Annotated in this window: 22 protein-coding genes; 21 read left to right on the top strand and 1 reads right to left on the bottom strand. The window is 54.5% G+C overall.

Annotated elements, in window-relative coordinates; translation table 11 throughout:
- Positions 1-43 precede the first annotated feature (43 nt).
- Positions 44-397, bottom strand: a complete 354-nt coding sequence (locus ATO11_RS18900) for a hypothetical protein (protein WP_012187165.1) — start codon at positions 395-397, stop codon at positions 44-46.
- A gap of 210 nt (positions 398-607) precedes the next feature.
- Between ATO11_RS18900 and ATO11_RS18895 the strand changes: the two genes are divergently transcribed.
- The 21 genes from ATO11_RS18895 to hypB all read left to right on the top strand — a co-directional run bounded on the left by ATO11_RS18895 (position 608) and on the right by hypB (position 18152).
- Complete coding sequence (locus ATO11_RS18895) at positions 608-859, top strand: hypothetical protein (RefSeq protein ID WP_050532490.1); 252 nt, start codon at positions 608-610, stop codon at positions 857-859.
- A 124-nt stretch (positions 860-983) separates the two neighbouring features.
- Positions 984-1241, top strand: coding sequence for a helix-turn-helix domain-containing protein (locus tag ATO11_RS18890; protein WP_040610014.1), 258 nt, complete (start codon positions 984-986; stop codon positions 1239-1241).
- Positions 1242-1983: 742 nt separating this feature from the next.
- Positions 1984-3438, top strand: a complete 1455-nt coding sequence (locus tag ATO11_RS18885; protein ID WP_050532489.1) for a sigma-54-dependent transcriptional regulator — start codon at positions 1984-1986, stop codon at positions 3436-3438.
- A 409-nt stretch (positions 3439-3847) separates the two neighbouring features.
- Entirely contained in the window at positions 3848-4810 is a 963-nt protein-coding gene (locus ATO11_RS18880; RefSeq protein WP_050532488.1) for an NADH-quinone oxidoreductase subunit B family protein, read from the top strand.
- 21 nt (positions 4811-4831) lie between these two features.
- Positions 4832-6433 (top strand): nickel-dependent hydrogenase large subunit, encoded by a 1602-nt coding sequence (locus ATO11_RS18875; protein WP_050532487.1) that lies wholly within the window; start codon positions 4832-4834, stop codon positions 6431-6433.
- Positions 6434-6503: 70 nt separating this feature from the next.
- Positions 6504-6884 (top strand): hypothetical protein, encoded by a 381-nt coding sequence (locus tag ATO11_RS18870; RefSeq protein WP_207382989.1) that lies wholly within the window; start codon positions 6504-6506, stop codon positions 6882-6884.
- Between the two features lie 12 nt (positions 6885-6896).
- Positions 6897-7229, top strand: coding sequence for a hypothetical protein (locus ATO11_RS21360; protein ID WP_082176459.1), 333 nt, complete (start codon positions 6897-6899; stop codon positions 7227-7229).
- Positions 7202-7678 carry a hydrogenase maturation protease gene (locus tag ATO11_RS21355; protein WP_082176457.1) on the top strand — a complete coding sequence of 159 codons (477 nt, stop codon included), beginning with the start codon at positions 7202-7204 and terminating at the stop codon, positions 7676-7678. The genes ATO11_RS21360 and ATO11_RS21355 overlap by 28 nt, the downstream gene beginning before the upstream one ends.
- The gene (locus ATO11_RS21350; protein ID WP_082176456.1) at positions 7675-7980 is read left to right on the top strand and encodes a hypothetical protein; all 306 of its coding nucleotides are present in this window, start codon (positions 7675-7677) and stop codon (positions 7978-7980) included. The genes ATO11_RS21355 and ATO11_RS21350 overlap by 4 nt, the downstream gene beginning before the upstream one ends.
- 89 nt (positions 7981-8069) lie before the next feature.
- Positions 8070-9065 (top strand): hypothetical protein, encoded by a 996-nt coding sequence (locus ATO11_RS18865; RefSeq protein WP_050532486.1) that lies wholly within the window; start codon positions 8070-8072, stop codon positions 9063-9065.
- Between the two features lie 14 nt (positions 9066-9079).
- A complete protein-coding gene (locus tag ATO11_RS18860; RefSeq protein WP_050532485.1) occupies positions 9080-9265 on the top strand; it encodes a hypothetical protein in 186 nt (61 codons plus the stop codon).
- Between the two features lie 12 nt (positions 9266-9277).
- The gene (locus tag ATO11_RS18855; RefSeq protein ID WP_050532484.1) at positions 9278-9499 is read left to right on the top strand and encodes a hypothetical protein; all 222 of its coding nucleotides are present in this window, start codon (positions 9278-9280) and stop codon (positions 9497-9499) included.
- Between the two features lie 6 nt (positions 9500-9505).
- Complete coding sequence (locus tag ATO11_RS18850) at positions 9506-10372, top strand: NifU family protein (protein ID WP_050532483.1); 867 nt, start codon at positions 9506-9508, stop codon at positions 10370-10372.
- A 65-nt stretch (positions 10373-10437) separates the two neighbouring features.
- Positions 10438-11550, top strand: a complete 1113-nt coding sequence (locus ATO11_RS21345) for an NHL repeat-containing protein (RefSeq protein ID WP_110553788.1) — start codon at positions 10438-10440, stop codon at positions 11548-11550.
- Positions 11547-13880 carry a carbamoyltransferase HypF gene (gene hypF / locus ATO11_RS18845; RefSeq protein WP_242601466.1) on the top strand — a complete coding sequence of 778 codons (2334 nt, stop codon included), beginning with the start codon at positions 11547-11549 and terminating at the stop codon, positions 13878-13880. Before ATO11_RS21345 ends, hypF begins: the two co-directional genes overlap by 4 nt.
- A gap of 3 nt (positions 13881-13883) precedes the next feature.
- A complete protein-coding gene (gene hypC / locus ATO11_RS18840; RefSeq protein WP_050532481.1) occupies positions 13884-14177 on the top strand; it encodes a HypC/HybG/HupF family hydrogenase formation chaperone in 294 nt (97 codons plus the stop codon).
- Positions 14174-15316, top strand: coding sequence for a hydrogenase formation protein HypD (gene hypD / locus ATO11_RS18835; RefSeq protein WP_050532480.1), 1143 nt, complete (start codon positions 14174-14176; stop codon positions 15314-15316). Before hypC ends, hypD begins: the two co-directional genes overlap by 4 nt.
- Positions 15313-16347: a hydrogenase expression/formation protein HypE gene (hypE, locus tag ATO11_RS18830; RefSeq protein ID WP_050532479.1), complete on the top strand. Its 1035-nt coding sequence runs from the start codon at positions 15313-15315 to the stop codon at positions 16345-16347. The genes hypD and hypE overlap by 4 nt, the downstream gene beginning before the upstream one ends.
- On the top strand, positions 16347-17078 hold the full coding sequence (locus tag ATO11_RS18825; RefSeq protein WP_050532478.1) for a HoxN/HupN/NixA family nickel/cobalt transporter: 732 nt from the start codon (positions 16347-16349) through the stop codon (positions 17076-17078). The genes hypE and ATO11_RS18825 overlap by 1 nt, the downstream gene beginning before the upstream one ends.
- A complete protein-coding gene (locus ATO11_RS18820; RefSeq protein WP_050532477.1) occupies positions 17071-17313 on the top strand; it encodes a hydrogenase maturation nickel metallochaperone HypA in 243 nt (80 codons plus the stop codon). The genes ATO11_RS18825 and ATO11_RS18820 overlap by 8 nt, the downstream gene beginning before the upstream one ends.
- 44 nt (positions 17314-17357) lie before the next feature.
- Positions 17358-18152: a hydrogenase nickel incorporation protein HypB gene (gene hypB / locus ATO11_RS18815; protein ID WP_242601465.1), complete on the top strand. Its 795-nt coding sequence runs from the start codon at positions 17358-17360 to the stop codon at positions 18150-18152.
- The last annotated feature ends 575 nt before the right edge of the window (positions 18153-18727 follow it).

Here is an 18727-nt window from a genome sequence, read left to right as displayed (position 1 = left end):
CTGCGCATTGGCGGAACCCGTCAGGAACCAGAAAAGGAGAAGGCTACTTGCTGCCGCCCTTGTCGGTTGCGGCCAGCTTGTGCGTTGTCCGCTGGCCCTCCTCGAGCGGGACATCGGCATGGGAGAAACCAATCCCAATGAGGAAAGACACCACGCCCGTGATTGTCTTGAACTCGCGGATCTTGATGTCGTTATAGGTCGTCCGGGTACGGGCCGTGACCAGCAGCTTCTCCACGCCCTCGTCAGAGACGACGCGCATGATCCAGACCCCGTAGTAGCTGGGGCCCTTCTTGTGTGCCGACTCCTGGCACAGGATTTCAGCGCTATAGCCACTTTCCACGAGTTCGCGGAAACGTGCTTCCGTAACCACATTTGGTGCTTCGATGTCCCAGTTCATGGCCCGGCTCACGCTTTCTCCAATGGCGCAACCCCAGGCATTCCCACTTGAAGCCCAGAGTTACGATAGTATACTATCAACCGCAAGATGTAATATCATGCTTTAGCTGTAGTTTGGTTACGCAAACACTAGTCACGGCCAGTGTCCGCGATCAAGGAGATAACAGGTTTGAGAAACCCAAGGTTGACAGGCCTGCTCTCATTACAAGCTATGGCCCTCCTGATCTGCCTCCCCGGGCCGGGTTTCGCGGAATCCTGCTTCGCCCCGGCCCGTCCTTTCCTGCCAAGCGATTCGCAGGCAGCGCGAGACTATGCGGACATCATCCGTGGCGATTTCGAAGACTACATCCAGAATATCCAGAGCTACTTCCGTTGCCTCGACAGCGAACGCGCCCGCGCTTTCGAGGAAGCGCGCGAAGTCAGCGAGGACTATGGCCGATTTCTGCAATTGGTAGGGGATTGATGGGCAGCCTCGGGAGCATCAGACTTGCAGCCCATGGAAACCAGACGCCGATAACACCCTCAAATATCTACTTTTTAGATAACAGATTTCATCCGCTAGCGACGTCACAAAAGGTATGTGACGCGTGGCAAAGACAATCAGAAGCAAAGGGCAAGTGGCACTCTGCCAGGCGTTGGTCGACGCGCGCATCAAAGCGGGCCTCGGCCAGAAAGACTTGGCGGATAGGCTCAGATGCCACCAATCCCTTATTGCCCGTCTTGAAAGCGGTCAGCGCCGGGTCGACGTTGTCGAACTGGTCGTTTTGGCGCGTGCCATCGGCTTTGATCCGTTCCAGCTTCTGGCGATCGTTGAAGCCGCCACGGAGCCCGACCACAGGATTTGAAGCCAATGAATTGTTGAGAACACGGAAACCCATTTTCCCGGTCTGATGATCATTCCCTCCTTGAGGACCAGTTAGCCAACATCAAAGAAGCCCGGCGCGCGGTCGTAGTGAACGCTCTGCAACCCCACGCCGCAATTCGCAGCGCCACAGTGCAGGAAGTCAGTAAACAGTGAACGATGATAGGGGTGAGGGCGTCGCGATCGCCAATCTGATCGGGACCGATGGGTGCAGTGTTGTTGGTTGGGTTTATCGCTGGAGTACAGGCTCACATGCGGTGATGTGGGACGTCCATGGGCCTCAGCCGGTATCGGAAATCCGGCCAGATCTGGGTGCGGAACAGAAGCAGGAAATCGACTTCGATGCGCTCACGCGGATCGGAAAAAGTGACAGTGGATAGGCTTCTCAGGCTGCCGCCAGTTCATATTGATGGAAAGGGTCTGCGAGCGTACCGGTCATTGGAGTAGATGGCAGCGAAGGTCTCGAAGGAGCCCCAACCTGTGAATTCAACTCTCTCGCTGCGAGCGCACGCAGCGAGAGAGTTGCTGCAAGCGCAAATTTTTGACTCTGCAGTGCGGCTGAAAAACCGGTCATCTATGACAGCCGTAGCGCACCGCCTAATCCATGCACAACGCGGATCAATCCACCGTCACGCCACCAAAAAGTCCGCGTTGGCCAAGCGGTCATTTCAGCGAACTTTCTTTTCGAATTGCAAAGTAAGTTAACTATAGGTTAGCCTACCGCTATGAATGTCGAGACAGCCAAAACAGTACTTGCTGTTACGCAAGACAAAGAGCTGAAGCTCATTCTTGAGCAGGCTTTGAAGAAGGATCGCGCGTATAGATATCATTTATGTGGCTCGTCCAAGGAAGCTCTTGTTCGCTTGGAAAGCCACGAAGTGAATATGTTAATATTCGACGCGGACATTGGTGAAGACCCCAAAGCTGGCCTGCCGATCAAGATGCGTCTTTCGCACCCGCATGTCGCGCGTGTAGTCGTGGCCTCCCCTCGAAAGCTCGCCGAGGCGGATGCCCTGGCGAAAGACTCTGCCGCTTATATTTTCATAACGAAGCCTGTTGTCGTTTCACAGGTCAGATTGACAATCAAGAGAGCTTTGGAACTTTCAGAGCTGTCGCGTCGGCATAGAATCGTCACGCGAGAACTCAAACTGTCGGTAGATGACGAGTTGTTCGATGAAGATAGGCGGCTCTCGGTATCAGGTGGCATATCCAAATTCGAACGGCTTGTTTACGCAAGCCCAAAGATGGCGGACGTGGTCGCAAAAGCGAAGGCTGCGTCCAAAACAGAACTATCGGTCCTGATCACGGGCGAAACTGGTACCGGCAAGGAACTGATGGCGAAAGCCATTCACTTCAATTCGTCCCGTTCCGAGTCTCCAATGCATGTTCAAAATTGCGGGGGCATGGACGAGACAACACTCCGAGCAGAATTGTTTGGTCATTTAGCGGGTGCGATTCCGGGCATCGCCGCCGAGCGGCTCGGGTTGTTTCGTGCAGCTGACGGCGGAACCGTCTTTCTAGATGAGATTTCGGAAGTGTCTCCCGCCTTTCAAGCTGCGCTCCTAAGATTCTTGCAGGAAGGAGAGGTGAAGCCGGTTGGTTCTGATAGTGTTCACTATTCGGATGTAAGAATCATAGCCGCCACAAATCGGCCACTTGAAGAGCTGGTTGCGAATGGGTCCTTCAGGAAAGACTTGTATTATCGCCTGAATGGATTTGGTCTTGAGATACCACCATTGCGAGAGCGGCCGGAGGACGTCGAGGCTTTGGCAGAATTTTTCCTGGAGAAGTATGCGGGCGTGGTCGGCCGTCGTGTCCTGGGGTTCACGTCTGAAGTTCTCGCTGTTCTGTCTAGGTATCAGTACCCCGGCAATGTTCGAGAGCTTGAGAACGAAGTACAGAAGATGGTCGCGATTGCAGAACAGGGTGGCTATATTTCAGAACGCCACTTGTCGCCTGACCTCGCCAAACTGAGGTTTTCTGAGCGACTTCCACAGGGGCTTGATGTTATGGGCGGAAGCTTGAAGGAAATGGTCGAATCTCTGGAAGCCAAAATTGTTGAGACAACACTTCGAAAGTTGAACTGGAATCAGACGCAAGCTGCTCAGGAGCTCGGATTGTCACGCGTTGGCCTGGCCAACAAAATCAAGCGCTACAGTTTGGCGGAACAGGGGGCTTGAACATGGCGGATCGAGATGGCGTGGTTCCGCTGCCCTTTTCGCGACGCTATCCGACGACCAGCGCTGTCGCCAAAGATCTCGGCTTGTCAGAGCTCTCCAAGCAGGTTGACCCCACGGGCCGTGGCGCGAAGGGGCACTGGTGCAGCCGATGTCGCGGCATTTGGTATAGCTACTTCCTGGAGGCGGAATGTCCCAAATGCGGCAATCGCCACGGCTGAAAGCAAACTTTCTTTGCATGCGACAAGAAGATTTGCGTTCACGACGAGCACCGAAAATCAGTCTTCTCTGATTCACCGAGCCGTATACTGTCGTGGACAGATCGTGGCCGTTTCTCGGCATGCGACCAAGCAAATCAATCGAAAACGATTGAAGAAGCCAGTTGGCGCAGTGTCGCCGAAAGGGAGGAAAAATGGCCAATCTGTTGTGGCTCCAAGGCGGGGCTTGCTCGGGCAATACCATGTCATTTCTGAATGCTGAGGAGCCGAGCGCATGTGATCTTGTCACGGATTTTGGGATCAATGTCCTTTGGCAGCCGTCACTTGGGCTGGAACTTGGAGACGACGTGAAGGCGATTCTGGAGAAATGCATATCGGGTGAAATCAAGCTCGATATCTTTGTCTTCGAGGGTACTGTGATTGATGCGCCGAACGGAACAGGAGAATGGAACCGGTTCTGCGGTCGCCCGATGAAGGAGTGGGTGAAAGAGCTGTCCGAAGCCTCCGATTTTGTTGTGGCAATCGGCGATTGCGCAACTTGGGGCGGCATTCCGGCAAACGCACCAAACCCGACAGACAGTAAAGGCTTGCAATTCCTGAAGCGCGCCAAAGGCGGCGCTTTGGGTGAGGGCTTCACCGCGAAATCCGGTCTTCCAGTGATTAATATTCCAGGATGTCCTGCGCACCCAGACTGGGTCACGCAAATCCTTGTTGCCGTTGCAACGGGCCGTGCAGATGACCTGACGCTCGACGAGTTCCAGCGCCCAAAGACGTTCTTCTCGAGCTTCACCCAAACGGGGTGCACACGGAACATGCATTTTGCGTATAAGGTATCGACGACGGCATTTGGTCAACGCAAAGGGTGCTTGTTCTATGACCTGGGTTGCCGAGGTCCGATGACACACAGCCCGTGCAACCGCATTTTGTGGAACCGTCAGTCTTCAAAAACCCGCGCCGGTATGCCTTGTCTCGGCTGCACAGAGCCGGAATTCCCCTTCTTCGATCTTGCCCCTGGGACGGTCTTCAAGACCCAAACTGTCATGGGCGTACCCAAAGACATGCCAACCGGCGTGGACAAGAAGGGATATGTCAAACTCACCGCCGCAGCCAAGGGCGCAGCCCCGGCTTGGGCCGAAGAAGATATCTTCGTCGTTTAATCGGCGATTGGGAGGAATTAAATGTCTGAAGCAGCAGTACAAACACTGGATATTTCCCCGGTCGGGCGAGTTGAAGGTGACCTCGACGTTCGTGTCGATATCGAAAACGGCGTCGTCACCAATGCCTGGACCCATGCAGAGCTTTTCCGGGGGTTTGAGGTAATCCTGAAAGACAAGGATCCCCAGGCGGGGCTCGTCGTCACCCCGCGCGCATGTGGCATTTGTGGTGCATCGCACCTGACATGCGCCGCTTGGGCGCTGGATACGGCGTGGGGCACGACCGTGCCTCGAAACGCCATTCTGGCCCGGAACCTTGGTCAGATCGTGGAATCCATTCAGTCTTTGCCACGTCACCACTACGGCTTGTTCATGATCGACTATACGAACAAGAACTACGCCATGAGCCCTTTCTATGAAGAAGCTGTGAAGCGCTATTCGCCGTTCACGGGGACCTCATACGAAGCTGGCGTAACGATCTCTGGCCGTCCGGTCGAAATCTATGCTCTCCTGGGAGGGCAGTGGCCACACAGTTCATACATGGTGCCGGGCGGTGTCATGTGCGCGCCAACCTTGACCGACGTCACCCGCGCCTGGTCGATACTGGAGCATTTCCGCCGCAACTGGATTGAACCGCTTTGGCTCGGTTGCTCGATGGAGCGCTACGAAGAAATCCAGACATTGGAACAGTTCGAAGCGTGGCTGGACGAACGTCCAGAGCATGCCAACTCTGACCTCGGAATGTTCTGGCGCATGTCCAAAGACATCGGGCTCGACAAATATGGAACCGGTCATGGCAAGTTTGTGACATGGGGCTATCTGCCACATGAGGACAAGTACCAGAACCCAACCATCGAAGGCCGCAACGATGCAGTCATCATGAAGTCTGGGGTTTATGATGGTGCATCCGATACGCATAAACTGATGGACCAGGTTCACACCCGCGAAGACCTGACACATGCCTGGTATGACGAGCAGGGCGAATTCCATCCGTTCGATCGCACAACCAAGCCCGTCGAAAAGAACCCGATCGACCCGGAAGGTAAATACAGCTGGTCGACTGCCGTTCGGCACGCAGAAAACGGACGGCTCGAAGCTGGACCTCTCGCGCGCCGTCTCGTGGCTGGCATGGACGGTGGCCATGACTTCCAGCACACCGATGGCTTGGTGCTGGACATGTACCGCAAGATGGGTGGCCCGTCGGTCATGCTGCGTCACTTCGCGCGGATGCATGAGCTTTGCATTCTCTATCGCGAAGCGGAACGTATTCTCCGCGAGTTCAAGCTCAATGATGAGTGGTACATCAAACCGACCGAGAAAGACGGTCGCGGTTGGGGCGCGACGGAAGCGATCCGCGGCGCGCTGTGCCATTGGATTGACGTTGAGGACGGGAAGATCAAGAACTACCAGATCATTGCGCCAACAACGTGGAATGTCGGTCCAAGGGCCCTGGATGGTGAGCGCGGCCCAATTGAGGAAGCACTGATTGGTACGCCGATCAAAAACACCGCCGACCCAGTTGAGGTTGGTCATGTGTGCCGCTCCTACGACAGTTGCCTTGTTTGCACCGTGCACGCCCACGATGCGAAATCTGGTGACGAATTGGCACGTTTCCGAACAGCCTGATAATTTCAGGACAAAAGGGCGAGGCTCGCGTAGTCTCGCCTGCCAATTCATAGTCGGGGAGGTCTTGGTCATGGCGGACCAACAAACGGCCTCAGCCGAAGCTCAGGTCAACTACAAAGAAAAGTACGGTGTCACGCCGTCTCAGGCAGATCACGCCACCCTTTTGAGAATGATTGAAGATCATTTTCAGGAGGGCCTTAAGACATTGGTTGAGCCGTTTCCCGAAACCGACCGGGAATTCGCCAAGATCTTGGACAACCTGCGTACAATGAGCGCGGATGATCTTCGAAAGAAGCTGATAGAAAGTGGCTGGCTACTGGAACCATATGGCGAAGATGAGATGCGCTGTCAGGAATGTATGTACTATCTGGTGCATCGCCGCTGGTGTGACTTGCCAGAACTTAATCTGCCAGCCGAGCCTGATTGGTGGTGTCGGTTGTGGCGGATTTAGGGAGAACGCAAAATGGAAGACAAGGCATCCAGTCCGGAAGATGATGCGCTTCGCGACAAAATCAGAACATTGCTTGCAAATGGTCTTGAAACCGAAGTTTGGCCGCGAGCGGAAACATCAGAGATGGTCAATCAGATCGTCAATCGCCTCCAAACCGAGGCAGGTGATGATCTTAAAAAAACCCTGAAAATTGGTGGATTTACCGACCACACGATTACGGCGGATGATATGGAACAGCCCTGCGAAACCTGTATGTATTATCTTGTACATCGCAAGTTTTGTGAGTTGCCAGAGTTGGATGTCCCTGTCGAGCCAGAATGGTCCTGTCGCCTGTGGCGCATTTGACCGCCGTCATTGGGTGCGGCAACCCAAATAGAAGTGATGACGGTGTAGGGCCTTATGTCGCCAGCATATTGATTGAGAAAGGGCTCGGTTCAGACGTTGCGATTTTTGATGCAGGCACAGACGGCATGGGCGTAATGTATCAAGCCAGAGGGTGCCAACGTCTTATCATTGTTGATGCTCAAGCACCCGAATCGAACCCAGGCGCGATCTATGAAGTTCCCGGAGAGGTTCTTGAGCGACCTCCCAACGACAGTTTGAATTTGCACGACTTTAGATGGGACAATGCGCTTTACGCCGGGCGCAAGATTTACGGAGCTGAATTTCCAAGCGATGTTACGGTTCTTTTGATTGAGGCCAAGTCGCTCGAAATGGGTCTCGAGCTTTCTTCAGAGGTGAAGGCCGCAGCACAATCCGTCGCTGACCGTATCGAAAGACTCTGCAATCCATGAGTAAAACCATCGAGATTAGACGTGGCTCAGTTTATATTTCAGTGGACGTTTACGACACATATTTTGCTGGACTTGAAGCAGTTATCATATTGATTAGAGACGATAAACTTCTGGTCCTTCCAGTGAGGCAAATGGCTGCGGGCGGGTGCCTGCTCAAGGTGCGCAATGCAAGTGGAGACAGAGTTGCGACGGCGCCTGATGTCTTTGAAGCGCATGGGCTAACTGATTTTAGCGCTGAGTCGGTGCCAGTGCAGTGGTCGTCGAAAGAGGGTGCATTGATCGCGCCCATAACTGTAAACTAGATTTACACAAAAAAAACTTAGTTGTCAGTGTCCTGACAATCTGCTTTTCTTTCTGAAAACAAAGTAAGCAATGATTCAGGGAGCGAAGAATGGTGGCACGCAGCCGCACATCTGACGAAGTTCTGGCCGCACGTCGCAGTGTGAACGAAGCGGATGCAACCGTTACAGAAAAAGCGGAAATGCTCATGGAAATGGCTATGGGAATTCAGCAAAAGCCAAAATCCATTGACGACCTGCTTGCTGCTGTAGAGATCTACGAAGAAGCGCTGGACCTTTGTGGTGACACCGACGTGTTGCTGGGGGCTCGCATCCGAGCGCGCATGGCAACAGCGCTCATGAGCGTCCCAAGCGATGACGTGTCGTACCTCGACAGAGCACGTGAGGCGATGGAGGTCGCGATAGCGACTATTTCTGCCGAAGGCAAAGATGAGGAAATAGCCGAGGCTGAGATGAACCTGGGCCTGATTTGTCAAAACCTCGCCGGAATGGGGCGTGGCAAAATCCAAGATGCCATCAGCGCTTATCAGCGCGCACTCCGAGTGTTCGACAAATCAAAGTTCCCCGCTGAATTCGCGATCTTGCAGAACAATCTCGCGACCGCGTTCCTGTCGATTCCTTTCTCTGATGAGAGCGGGAAGATGCGCGAAGCTTTGGCCGTACAGTCATTCGAGGAAGGTCTCAAGGTTGTGAGCCTAATAGATCATCCGACAGAGTATGCGATGCTGCAGAATAATCTCGGGAATGCGTTGCAATATGCGTCATCTAGCCACCGGGTGGAGAACGGGTTTCGGGCTCTTGAAGCTTATGACGAGGCCTTGAAGGTTCGGAACGAGAACGACATGCCTGGTGAGTACGCAAACACGATTGCGAACAAGGCGAACTGTTTGTCCAATCTTCCAGATGACCCGAGTGATCCGGAGAAAGGCAACCCCAACAACATGGCTCTAGCTCTCGGTCTTTTGCACGAGGCACGCAAGATCTTCGGCGCGGTTGGTGAAAATCAAAAGGTCGAAATGGTGAGCACAGCCATTGGCGAAATCCAGGATCTCATCAAGTCCGATCGAACAATCCAGACACTTCAATGAAAGGTATCTAAGACATGGAACTCATTCTCGCGCTGGTCGTGGGCATAGCTGCGGCATTAGGGGCGGGCGCGCTCTCTGGCATTAAGATCGGCGGCGCCGAACTCGGCAATGAGCTCGCCTCATACATGGGCATGCTCTACGGGCTGATCGCAGGCGGCGGCGCCGTTGTCATCGGCCTCGCCCTCACGACATTTGTCTAAGGGAGACGCCTCATGTTTGGAATGGCAATGAACTCGGCGAAACTTTTCGTCACCGGAAAGCTCTTTCAGGACTATAGCAAAGTGATACGCCAGATGCTTATCGCAATCGCGATTGGTGTCGTCATCCTCTATGGTGTTGCGCAGGTCGCACCGATTTGGGCGGCTGCGGCTGTAGCCGGCGCAGTTTCGGGCTTCCTGCAGCCGATCCTCTTCAAAGATCTTAAGTACGCCTAAAAGGAGATGGCGGATGGAGGAACAGAAACCCAAGAGCGCACGCTCGGAGAGATGCTTCGCGACATAGAAGCGCTGACCTCGCTTGCCGACACCTGGGATGACGCGGCACGCAAAGGCGCGCAAGCGAGGGCGGAAGCAATTGACGCCCTCAACGCAGAGGCCTTCCGACGGCTTATCCGGCATCTCCAAAGCGTCGCAGGAATGTCGGAGGCCTTAAGATCAGCGGCGTCCGATGAGGTCATATACGCCGTTCTTCGGCGGCACGGCATACTGCGGCCAAGCCTGTTTGAACGCGTCGATGAAGCGCTCAATTCAGTGCGGCCAATGTTGGCATCACACGGCGGCGATGCGGAATTGGTGTCCGTGGATGACACAAGTGCAGTTGTCCGGTTTCTCGGTGCATGTGATGGATGCCCTGCGTCGGCTTTGACGTTCTATTCCGGCGTCAAAAAAGCAATCCAGGAACAGGTTCCGCAAATCAAAGAAGTGAAGCAGGCGAAAGGTTTGGGCGGCGGCAGCAGCGATCAAGTCCACTTCACGTCGCCGTTTGCAGCTTATCAGAATGATGGCTGGAGCAAGGCGGCCGATTTGGCTGAGGTACCTGACGGAGAAACAAAGGTTTTTGAAGTGGACGGCCACTCGGTATTCATTTCTCGCTTCGGTGATCGCGTCACTTGTTTTGAGAACGCCTGTGCGCATATGGGAATGGCAATGGATGGCGGCGAGATCGCAGATGGTTTCATCACCTGTCCTTATCATCAGTTCCAATACTCACTTGAAAGCGGTGAATGCCTCACCGCACCGGAGGTGCAGCTTCAACCGCACGGCGTTCGTGTTGTTGGCGACCACATTGAGATAAGGGTGACAAAGTGAAGGTCTCTCTCGCGCCCTCATTTGAGCCGATTAAGGCACCCGGGACGGTCGAATTTGGCGCTCCCATGCTGGCAAACGACGGGCCGGAAGTTGTTTTGGGATGGAAAGCCGATGACTTTGCCGTCGCTCTCCAACCCTCGAAATCAACACTGTTTGGTCCTCGTGGCGTTTGCTTGCATTCAGATGGCTCGCTTTGGGTTTCCGATACTGGACATCATCGTTTGTTGGGCTGGCCCAAGGCTCCAACAGCAGATAATCAGCCCGCCGACATATTGATCGGGCAGCCAAATTTCGAACATGAGGGCCGAAATGCAAAAGCGGCTCCAACAGCATTCAGTTTGAATGTGCCAACCGGAGTTGCAGAATGGCGCGGCGGGCTGGTGGTCGCAGACGCTTGGAACCATCGAGTATTGATTTGGAGGACGCCACCCAAGGATCACAACCAACCAGCTGATATCATACTTGGCCAACCTGATGCAGACGGTGTTCTCGCGAATAGAGGTGGAGATGCGCCGACGGCAACGACGTTGCATTGGCCATATGGTGTTGCTTCGATCGGAGACAAGCTCATCGTTTGCGACACTGGCAACCGGCGCGTCTTAGTCTGGAAAGACCTCGTGGAAACTGGCCAGCCTGCCGATGCTGTTATTGGCCAGTCCGATTTCACTACGCGCGATGAAAACGCCGGTGAGGAAGTCAGTGCCATGTCGATGCGATGGCCGCACGCTGCATTGACTTGGCAAGGGAAGTTTGCGGTTGCAGATGCGGGCAATAATCGCGTCATGCTCTGGTCAGAAGGCCTGCCAGAAGTGAATGGTCAGCCCTGCGATGAGCTGATCGGTCAATCTGACTTCGCCGCCTGCGATCACAATATGGCAAATTACTATCCGAGTTCTCGCGCGCTCAACATGCCCTACGCACTTGCGACAGATGGCAACCGACTGGTTGTCGCGGATACCGCGAACTCAAGGCTGATTGGCTGGACAAATGGAGGCATCGCGCCAGCCGCGGACCGCCTTGCTGGCCAGCCGGACTTTGCTTCAAAAGGGGATAACGGATGGGGTATTGCGCAACGCAACAGTCTCTGTTGGCCCTATGGATTGAGCGCCCTTAACGGCCTCGTCGCGATTGCAGATAGCGGGAACAATCGTGTTCTTCTCTGGAAATACGCGACATGACAGGACAATTGCTCATCGTACAAGGACAAGTTCAGGGCGTCGGTTTTCGTCCGACTGTATGGCGTTTGGCAAATGAACTTGGATTGACGGGCGATGTAAAGAATTCGGCGCGCGGTGTTGAGATCAGACTATGGGGCAAAGCAGCGGATGAGTTCGAAACAAAACTGCGAAAGGCGTTGCCCAAGCTCGCGATGATCGAGAGCATTGAAGCACATGATCTCACAAGCGATGCCCCGGAAAAATTTGAGATTGCAGCGTCCACCGCGGGCTCAAATCAGATCTCTGTCACGCCGGACATGGCGGTTTGCGATGACTGCCTTGAAGAAGTTCGGAATCCCTTCGAACGTCGCTATAGATACCCGTTCGCGAACTGCACAAACTGCGGCCCGCGCCTCTCCATTATCCAGACCGCGCCATATGACCGTGAAAATACCACTATGGCGGCATTTGAGATGTGCGACCAGTGCGCAGCAGAGTATAGTGACCCGAAGGATAGACGGTTCCATGCACAACCGGTCGCCTGCCATGTTTGTGGCCCCAAAGCCTGGCTAGAGAAGCTAGGTGGTGGCGCTGTCAATCTCGAGGCGTTCTCCATGATGGACGATGTGGATGCCGCAGGTGGCGCATTGATGAACGGCCACATTGTAGCAGTAAAGGGTATCGGTGGATTCCATCTTTCCTGTGATGCGACCAAAGCGGATGTGGTACAGAGCCTGCGCGATCGCAAACGGCGACCGGACAAGCCTTTCGCCCTCATGGCGCGCGACCTGGACGTCATCCGAAAATATGCAGACGTATCAGAAGACGAGGAGGCACTGCTGAGATCTCCCGAAGCGCCAATCGTTCTTCTGAATGCGCGTTCCGGATGTTTACCAGACGGTGTCGCCCCCGGCTTGGCGCGGCTTGGCTTTATGCTTCCAAACACGCCGATGCATCACATGCTTCTGCGGAGGATGAAACGACCGGTCATAATGACATCTGGAAATATCTCGGGTCGGCCGCAATGCATCGACAACGATGAAGCACGCCGCGAACTGTCGGGCGTTGCAGACTTCGCGCTGTTTCACAATCGCGACATTCACAATCGCGTGGACGACAGTGTCGTTCGATACGACGGCGACCAAGTGTCCTTGCTGCGACGCGCACGCGGCTACGCGCCTCAGCCGATTACTTTGCCATCAGAGTTTTCCAAGTCGGTAAGTGTCCTCGCTATGGGCAGCGAATTAAAGAATACGTTCTGCCTGACAGACGGAGGCAGGGCAATCGTCAGCCAACACATGGGCGACCTCGAAAATGCGGCGACCTATGACGAAGCGTCCCATTCTCTCGACCTCTATCGAAGTTTCTACGACAAAACGCCTGACGTGATTGTCGTCGATGCCCATCCTGAATACCTGTGCACAAAACGCGGCTATGAGATTGCTGGTGAAGCGCAAGTGATCGAAGTCCAGCACCACCACGCACATATCGCGTCATGTCTAGCTGATAACGGGCGGCCGTCTTCTGCTGCCCCTGTTCTGGGGATTGCCTTGGATGGGCTTGGGTTGGGCGACGACGGGACAATCTGGGGGGGCGAATTCCTACTTGCCGACTATTCCGGGTATCGGCGCCTTGGCCTGCTCAAGCCCGTGCCTTTGATCGGAGGCGCCGCAGCGGTTCGTGAGCCCTGGCGGAATGCATATGCACATCTGACAGCTGAGATGAGTTGGGGCGAAATCAAGATGAATTTCGCAGAGCTAGATGTCATCGGAAAGCTGGAAGCCAAGCCACGAGAGCAACTTGATGCAATGAAGGCGGCAGGTACGAACACGCTTCTGTCGTCATCTTGTGGCCGCCTTTTTGATGCGGCCGCCGCAATTACGGGCCTCGCCTGGGAGCGTCAGAGCTTTGAAGGACAGGCGGCCATGGCGTTCGAAGCAGTTATCAGTAGCGATGCGATGAAGGAGCCGGAAGATTTTGCTTACCCGTTCAGTATCCCGCTGATTGGTGGAAAAGGCCTCCCTTATATAGAACCGCTGGCTGTTTGGCGCGCGATGCTAGGCGATCTTTTGTTGGAAACACCGGTAGGAATCATCTCGGCGCGGTTCCATCGTGGCTTGGCCAAAGCCGTTGGCAATATGGTGCGAAGACTCACCGACGACACGGATATTGATACTGTCGCGCTCAGCGGTGGTTGCTTTCAAAATGCTACATTACTGCAGCTTGTCTGCAATGAAATCAACGAGTTGGGGCTTCAAGCCCTGACACATAAGAACGTGCCCGCGAATGATGGTGGTCTGTCACTGGGACAGGCAGTCATTGGCCTAGCACATCACGAAAAGGGAGTTTGATCTATGTGCTTAGGAATTCCTGGCCAAATCGTCGAGATCTCATCAGCAGAAAAGAAGCTGGCAATTGCGGACGTGTCGGGTGTGCGGCGTGAAGTGAACGTGGCTTGCATTGCTGGAGACGCACCAGTCGAAGACCTAATCGGGGCGTGGGCTTTGATCCATGTCGGTTTTGCCATGAGTCTCATCAACGAAGAGGAGGCCGCCAAGACGATGGATGTTCTTAAGATGCTTGGCGAGGCACAAGAGGAAATTGAGGCCATGCGCGCTAGCCAACGTGAAATGGACCGTGCGTCATGAAGTATGCAGAAGAGTTTCGCGATCCCAAGGCCGCCAAAGGCCTTTTAGCGCAAATTGCCCAAGTGATAGATGAACTTGGAGCGACTAAGGAAAAGCCGGTGCATATCATGGAGATTTGCGGGGGTCATACCCATGCGATTTTCCGATATGGGCTCGACAAGCTCACGCCCGAAGGGCTCGAGTTCATTCACGGGCCGGGCTGTCCAGTGTGCGTTTTGCCGATGAGCCGGGTCGATGAATGTGTTGAGCTCGCCGAACGGCCGGAGGTGATCTTTACGACCTTTGGCGACGCCATGAGGGTTCCGGGTACAAAAAAATCCCTCTTACAAGCCAAAGCTGAAGGAGCGGACATTAGAATGGTCTATTCGCCGCTCGATGCTTTGGAACTGGCGCGCCGCAATCCTGATCGAGAAGTTGTTTTCTTCGGGCTTGGCTTCGAGACCACGACGCCAAGTACGGCGCTGTCAATCCAGCAAGCAGCAAGTGAAGAGATGGCTAACTTCTCGGTCTTCTGTAACCACATCACGGTCCCACCGCCGATCAAGGCACTTTTGGATGATCCGCACATGATCTTAGACGGCTTCGTCGGGCCTGGACACGTGTCCATGGTGATCGGGGTGGAACCATACCGCTTCATCGCTCGGGACTATGGCAAGCCAATTGTGGTGGCGGGTTTTGAGCCGATTGACTTGTTACAATCCGTCTTGATGGTTCTTGAACAGATGCGTGACGGTCGCGCGGAAGTAGAAAACCAGTATTCCCGTGTCGTGCAAGATGATGGAAACCCAGTTTCAATTGCGGCATGCGACGATGTGTACGAGCCTCGACCCACCTTCGAATGGCGTGGTCTTGGCGAAATTGACAGCTCCGGTTTGCGTATCCGAGAAAAATATGTGGCATTCGATGCCGAAACCAAATTCAGTATCGGCTATGGCAAAGGCGCGCCGCGCTTTGTGCCAGAACCGGAAGGTTGCGCTTGCGGCGATGTGATGACTGGACGGCTCAAACCAATCCAGTGCCCACAATTCGGCAAAGGCTGCACTCCTGAGATGCCACTTGGTGCGCTCATGGTTTCCTCTGAAGGAGCCTGTGCGGCATACTATCAATACGGTGGTGTGGACTTGGAGCCTGCAGAATGAACCAGCCCATGCGCCGAATGAAAAGCGATACTGTAACGCTTGCGCATGGCGGTGGTGGCAAAGCAATGCGCGACCTGATCGAGGATGTCTTCGTTTCGGTTTTTGAGCCGGATGGCATGGAAGATCAGGCGCGGCTGACCAGTGCTGCGCTGGCAAATTCAGGGGCGCAGTTGGCCTTTACGACCGACGGGTTTGTCGTATCGCCGTTGGAGTTCCCGGGGGGTGACATCGGCAAAATCGCTGTCTGTGGAACCGTGAATGACTTGGCTGTCGGCGGAGCCGAACCATTATGGCTTTCTGCAGCCTTCATTATTGAGGAGGGGGTGGACGTGGCGTTGCTGCGCCGCGTCGTCGCCTCAATGCGGGAAGCCGCCGATGAAGCAAATGTCCGCATTGTCACTGGTGACACAAAGGTTGTCGAACGTGGGTCAGCGGACGGAATTTTCATAACAACCTCAGGTGTTGGCGTCATTCCGCCGGAGAGAAACTTGTCCGCTGACCGTGTGCAGCCAGGTGATGTTGCCATCGTAAACGGTGTGCTTGGTGATCACGGTGCGGCAATACTTGCAGCTCGTGGCGACATGGCCCTGAGTGTCGAAATTCCAAGCGACTGTCAGCCGTTGAACGCATTGATGAACGCAACTTGCGAAACAGTCGATGTCCGGGCAGCGCGTGATGCGACTCGCGGCGGTCTGGCATCCGCCTTGAATGAGATCGCGGAAGCCGCCGATTGCGGGATCGAAATTGAAGAAACAGCTTTACCACTTCGGACAGAAGTAAAAGGCGTCTGTGAAATTCTGGGGCTAGATCCACTTTACCTCGCGAACGAAGGTACCCTGGTGCTTTTTGTGCCCGAAGAAGAGGCCGAACGCGCTTTGGATGCAATGCGAAGTACGGCGGCTGGCAAAGAGGCGGTCATCGTCGGTCGAGCGACTGCGGCACATCCTAAACGTGTCGTCATGCAAACCAGTTTTGGCGGAGCAAGGATCGTCGATATGTTGGTTGGTGAGCAATTGCCGAGGATTTGCTGATGCTTGGAATTCTCGGAGTTGGATTTTTAATCGGGATGGCACATGCCTTCGAAGCGGATCACCTTGCCGCCATGGGTGGTCTCGCAGCAAAAGATCGCACGCGTGGTTGGCGCGATTTGGTCTCGCGCGGGTGCGCTTGGGGTCTGGGGCACACAATTACGCTGTTCTTTGTTTGCGGCGCAGTGATTTTGCTTGGCGCGAATTTGACGCCGTCCCGCGAAGCGCAACTGGAGTTCGCCGTGGGCGTGATGCTTGTTGTGCTTGGAACGTATGTGCTTTGGCGGTTGTGGCGGGATCGGGTCCATTTCCATGTGCACCGGCACCAAGACAGTGATCCGCATTTTCACGCGCATTCGCACAAAAATTCAGATCTGGAACACGGCGACGACGCGCATGACCATTCCCACCGCAAACGGGCACTGGCAGGCCCCTTGTTGGTTGGTCTTATGCACGGTATGGCAGGCTCCGCTGGCCTCTTGGCCCTCGCTGCGGCCAGTACCCAATCTGCATCTGTGGCTCTTGGCTATGTCCTCATTTTCGGGATCGGATCGATCCTGGGCATGGGGCTGCTGAGCCTTATGGTCTATTGGCCACTACGCTTCGCCGAAAACCGTGCGACGGTCCTGCATCGGGCAGTCATCGTTATCGCTGGTCTTGTCGCAATCGGTGTTGGTGCAACGGTAATGCTTGAATCCGCGCCGCTTGCGTTTGGGGGCGTTGCACATGCATGAACTGGGTTTGAGCCGCAATATTGTTTCGATCGTCCGTGAAAATGCAGGTGACCAGCCGGTGTCCCGCGTGAAGTTGGCAATTGGCCCACTCGCCTGCGTCGAAACGAAGGCGCTTGAGTTTTGCTGGGAAATCGTGACGCAAGATAGTCCCCTGAACGGGGCAAAGTTGGAAATTGTGGAGGCTGAAGCCGATACATTTCTCATAAAGGAATTCGAACTAGGGGAGGTGGCGTAATGTGCGGCACATGTGGATGTTCAGATCCCGCAAATGAAGTGAAGATGGTTGATCCGGAAACCGGTCAGGAAACGCTCCTGCGCAACGGTAGTTTGCTGCATGGCGAGCACGATCACCACGGCCATGATCATCATCATGACCAAGACCATCATCACTCACATGAAGGCAATGACAAACCACATGTCCATGGCCCAAACGGTGAAATCATTTCGTTGGAACAGGCTGTTCTCTCCAAGAACGACCAGATCGCCGAACGCAATCGTGGCTGGTTCGAAGGACGTGGGGTGCTGGCACTCAATCTAGTAAGTTCACCAGGGGCAGGAAAAACGACCCTTTTGGAGCGCACAATCCGGGAAATCGGAGGCCAGCGACGGGTCTATGTGATCGAAGGTGATCAAATGACGTCCAACGATGCCGAACGTGTCCGCGCCGCAGGTGCCAAAGCGATCCAAATCAATACAGGGGCGGGATGTCACCTTGAGGCCGATATGATTTCTGATGCCGTTAAGCAATTGGATCCAGAATCTGGGTCGGTCGTTCTTATTGAAAACGTCGGCAACCTGGTTTGTCCGTCGATGTTCGACTTGGGCGAGAAAATGAAAGTAGCCGTAATCTCGACAACAGAAGGTGAAGATAAGCCGCTGAAATACCCTCACATGTTCCGCGCATCAGAAGTCGTTGTCATAAACAAAATGGATATTGCTGAGGTCGTCGAATTCGATGAAATAGAGTGCCGACGCAACATCGCGGAAGTGAACCCCAAGGCGAAAGTGATTTCTGTTTCGGCAAAAACTGGCGTCAATTTCGAGGAATGGCTTGAGGTTCTGAAGGATAACTGAAGATTCTCAGCTTCTGCCTAAATCGGTGCAGGTAAATGACTGATTTGGTGATACACGCTGCATTGCAACAAAGTGCGTGCTGCAAATGCGAGAGAATGCTGCTTCTGCGAGGCATAGAAAACCAAGATCCGTTTTGTCCGCTCTGCTGACCTTGGCATCGACAGCAGCGAACGACCGGTGATTGATTGCCTCCGAGCACTTAGGCCGACACGGATGAATGCCAACGCTGTCTTTGTCGGCGCTAGTAGTTCACCTGCTCAAAGCCGTAGTTGCCCTCGTAGTCGCGCCAATCGACGAAGACGGATCGATGATAGATACCGGGGCAATTCTGGCCCCATCGTTCGAGACCGACATGGTCGGCTGGTAGGGCGGCTATGGAAGACCTCCGCCAGGCGAAGTCACCTTGCGTCCCATATGTGCCGAGGACCACGATGGCGCCGCGGTTGCAGTCGCCGTCACGTCCGGATTCGTGCTGTCGCGCATACCGGACATCGAAGACTCGGATTGATCGTACGAAGTTGAACTGTAAGCGGTGCGCCGATCACACGGTTTTAGCGTAGTTCCATGGTAGCAGC

Origin of the sequence: Pseudaestuariivita atlantica (assembly GCF_001205715.1) — a bacterium.
GTDB lineage: Bacteria > Pseudomonadota > Alphaproteobacteria > Rhodobacterales > Rhodobacteraceae > Pseudaestuariivita > Pseudaestuariivita atlantica.
The sequence above is the reverse complement of the archived record's forward strand: the minus strand, read 5'-3'. Positions and strand labels throughout refer to the sequence as shown.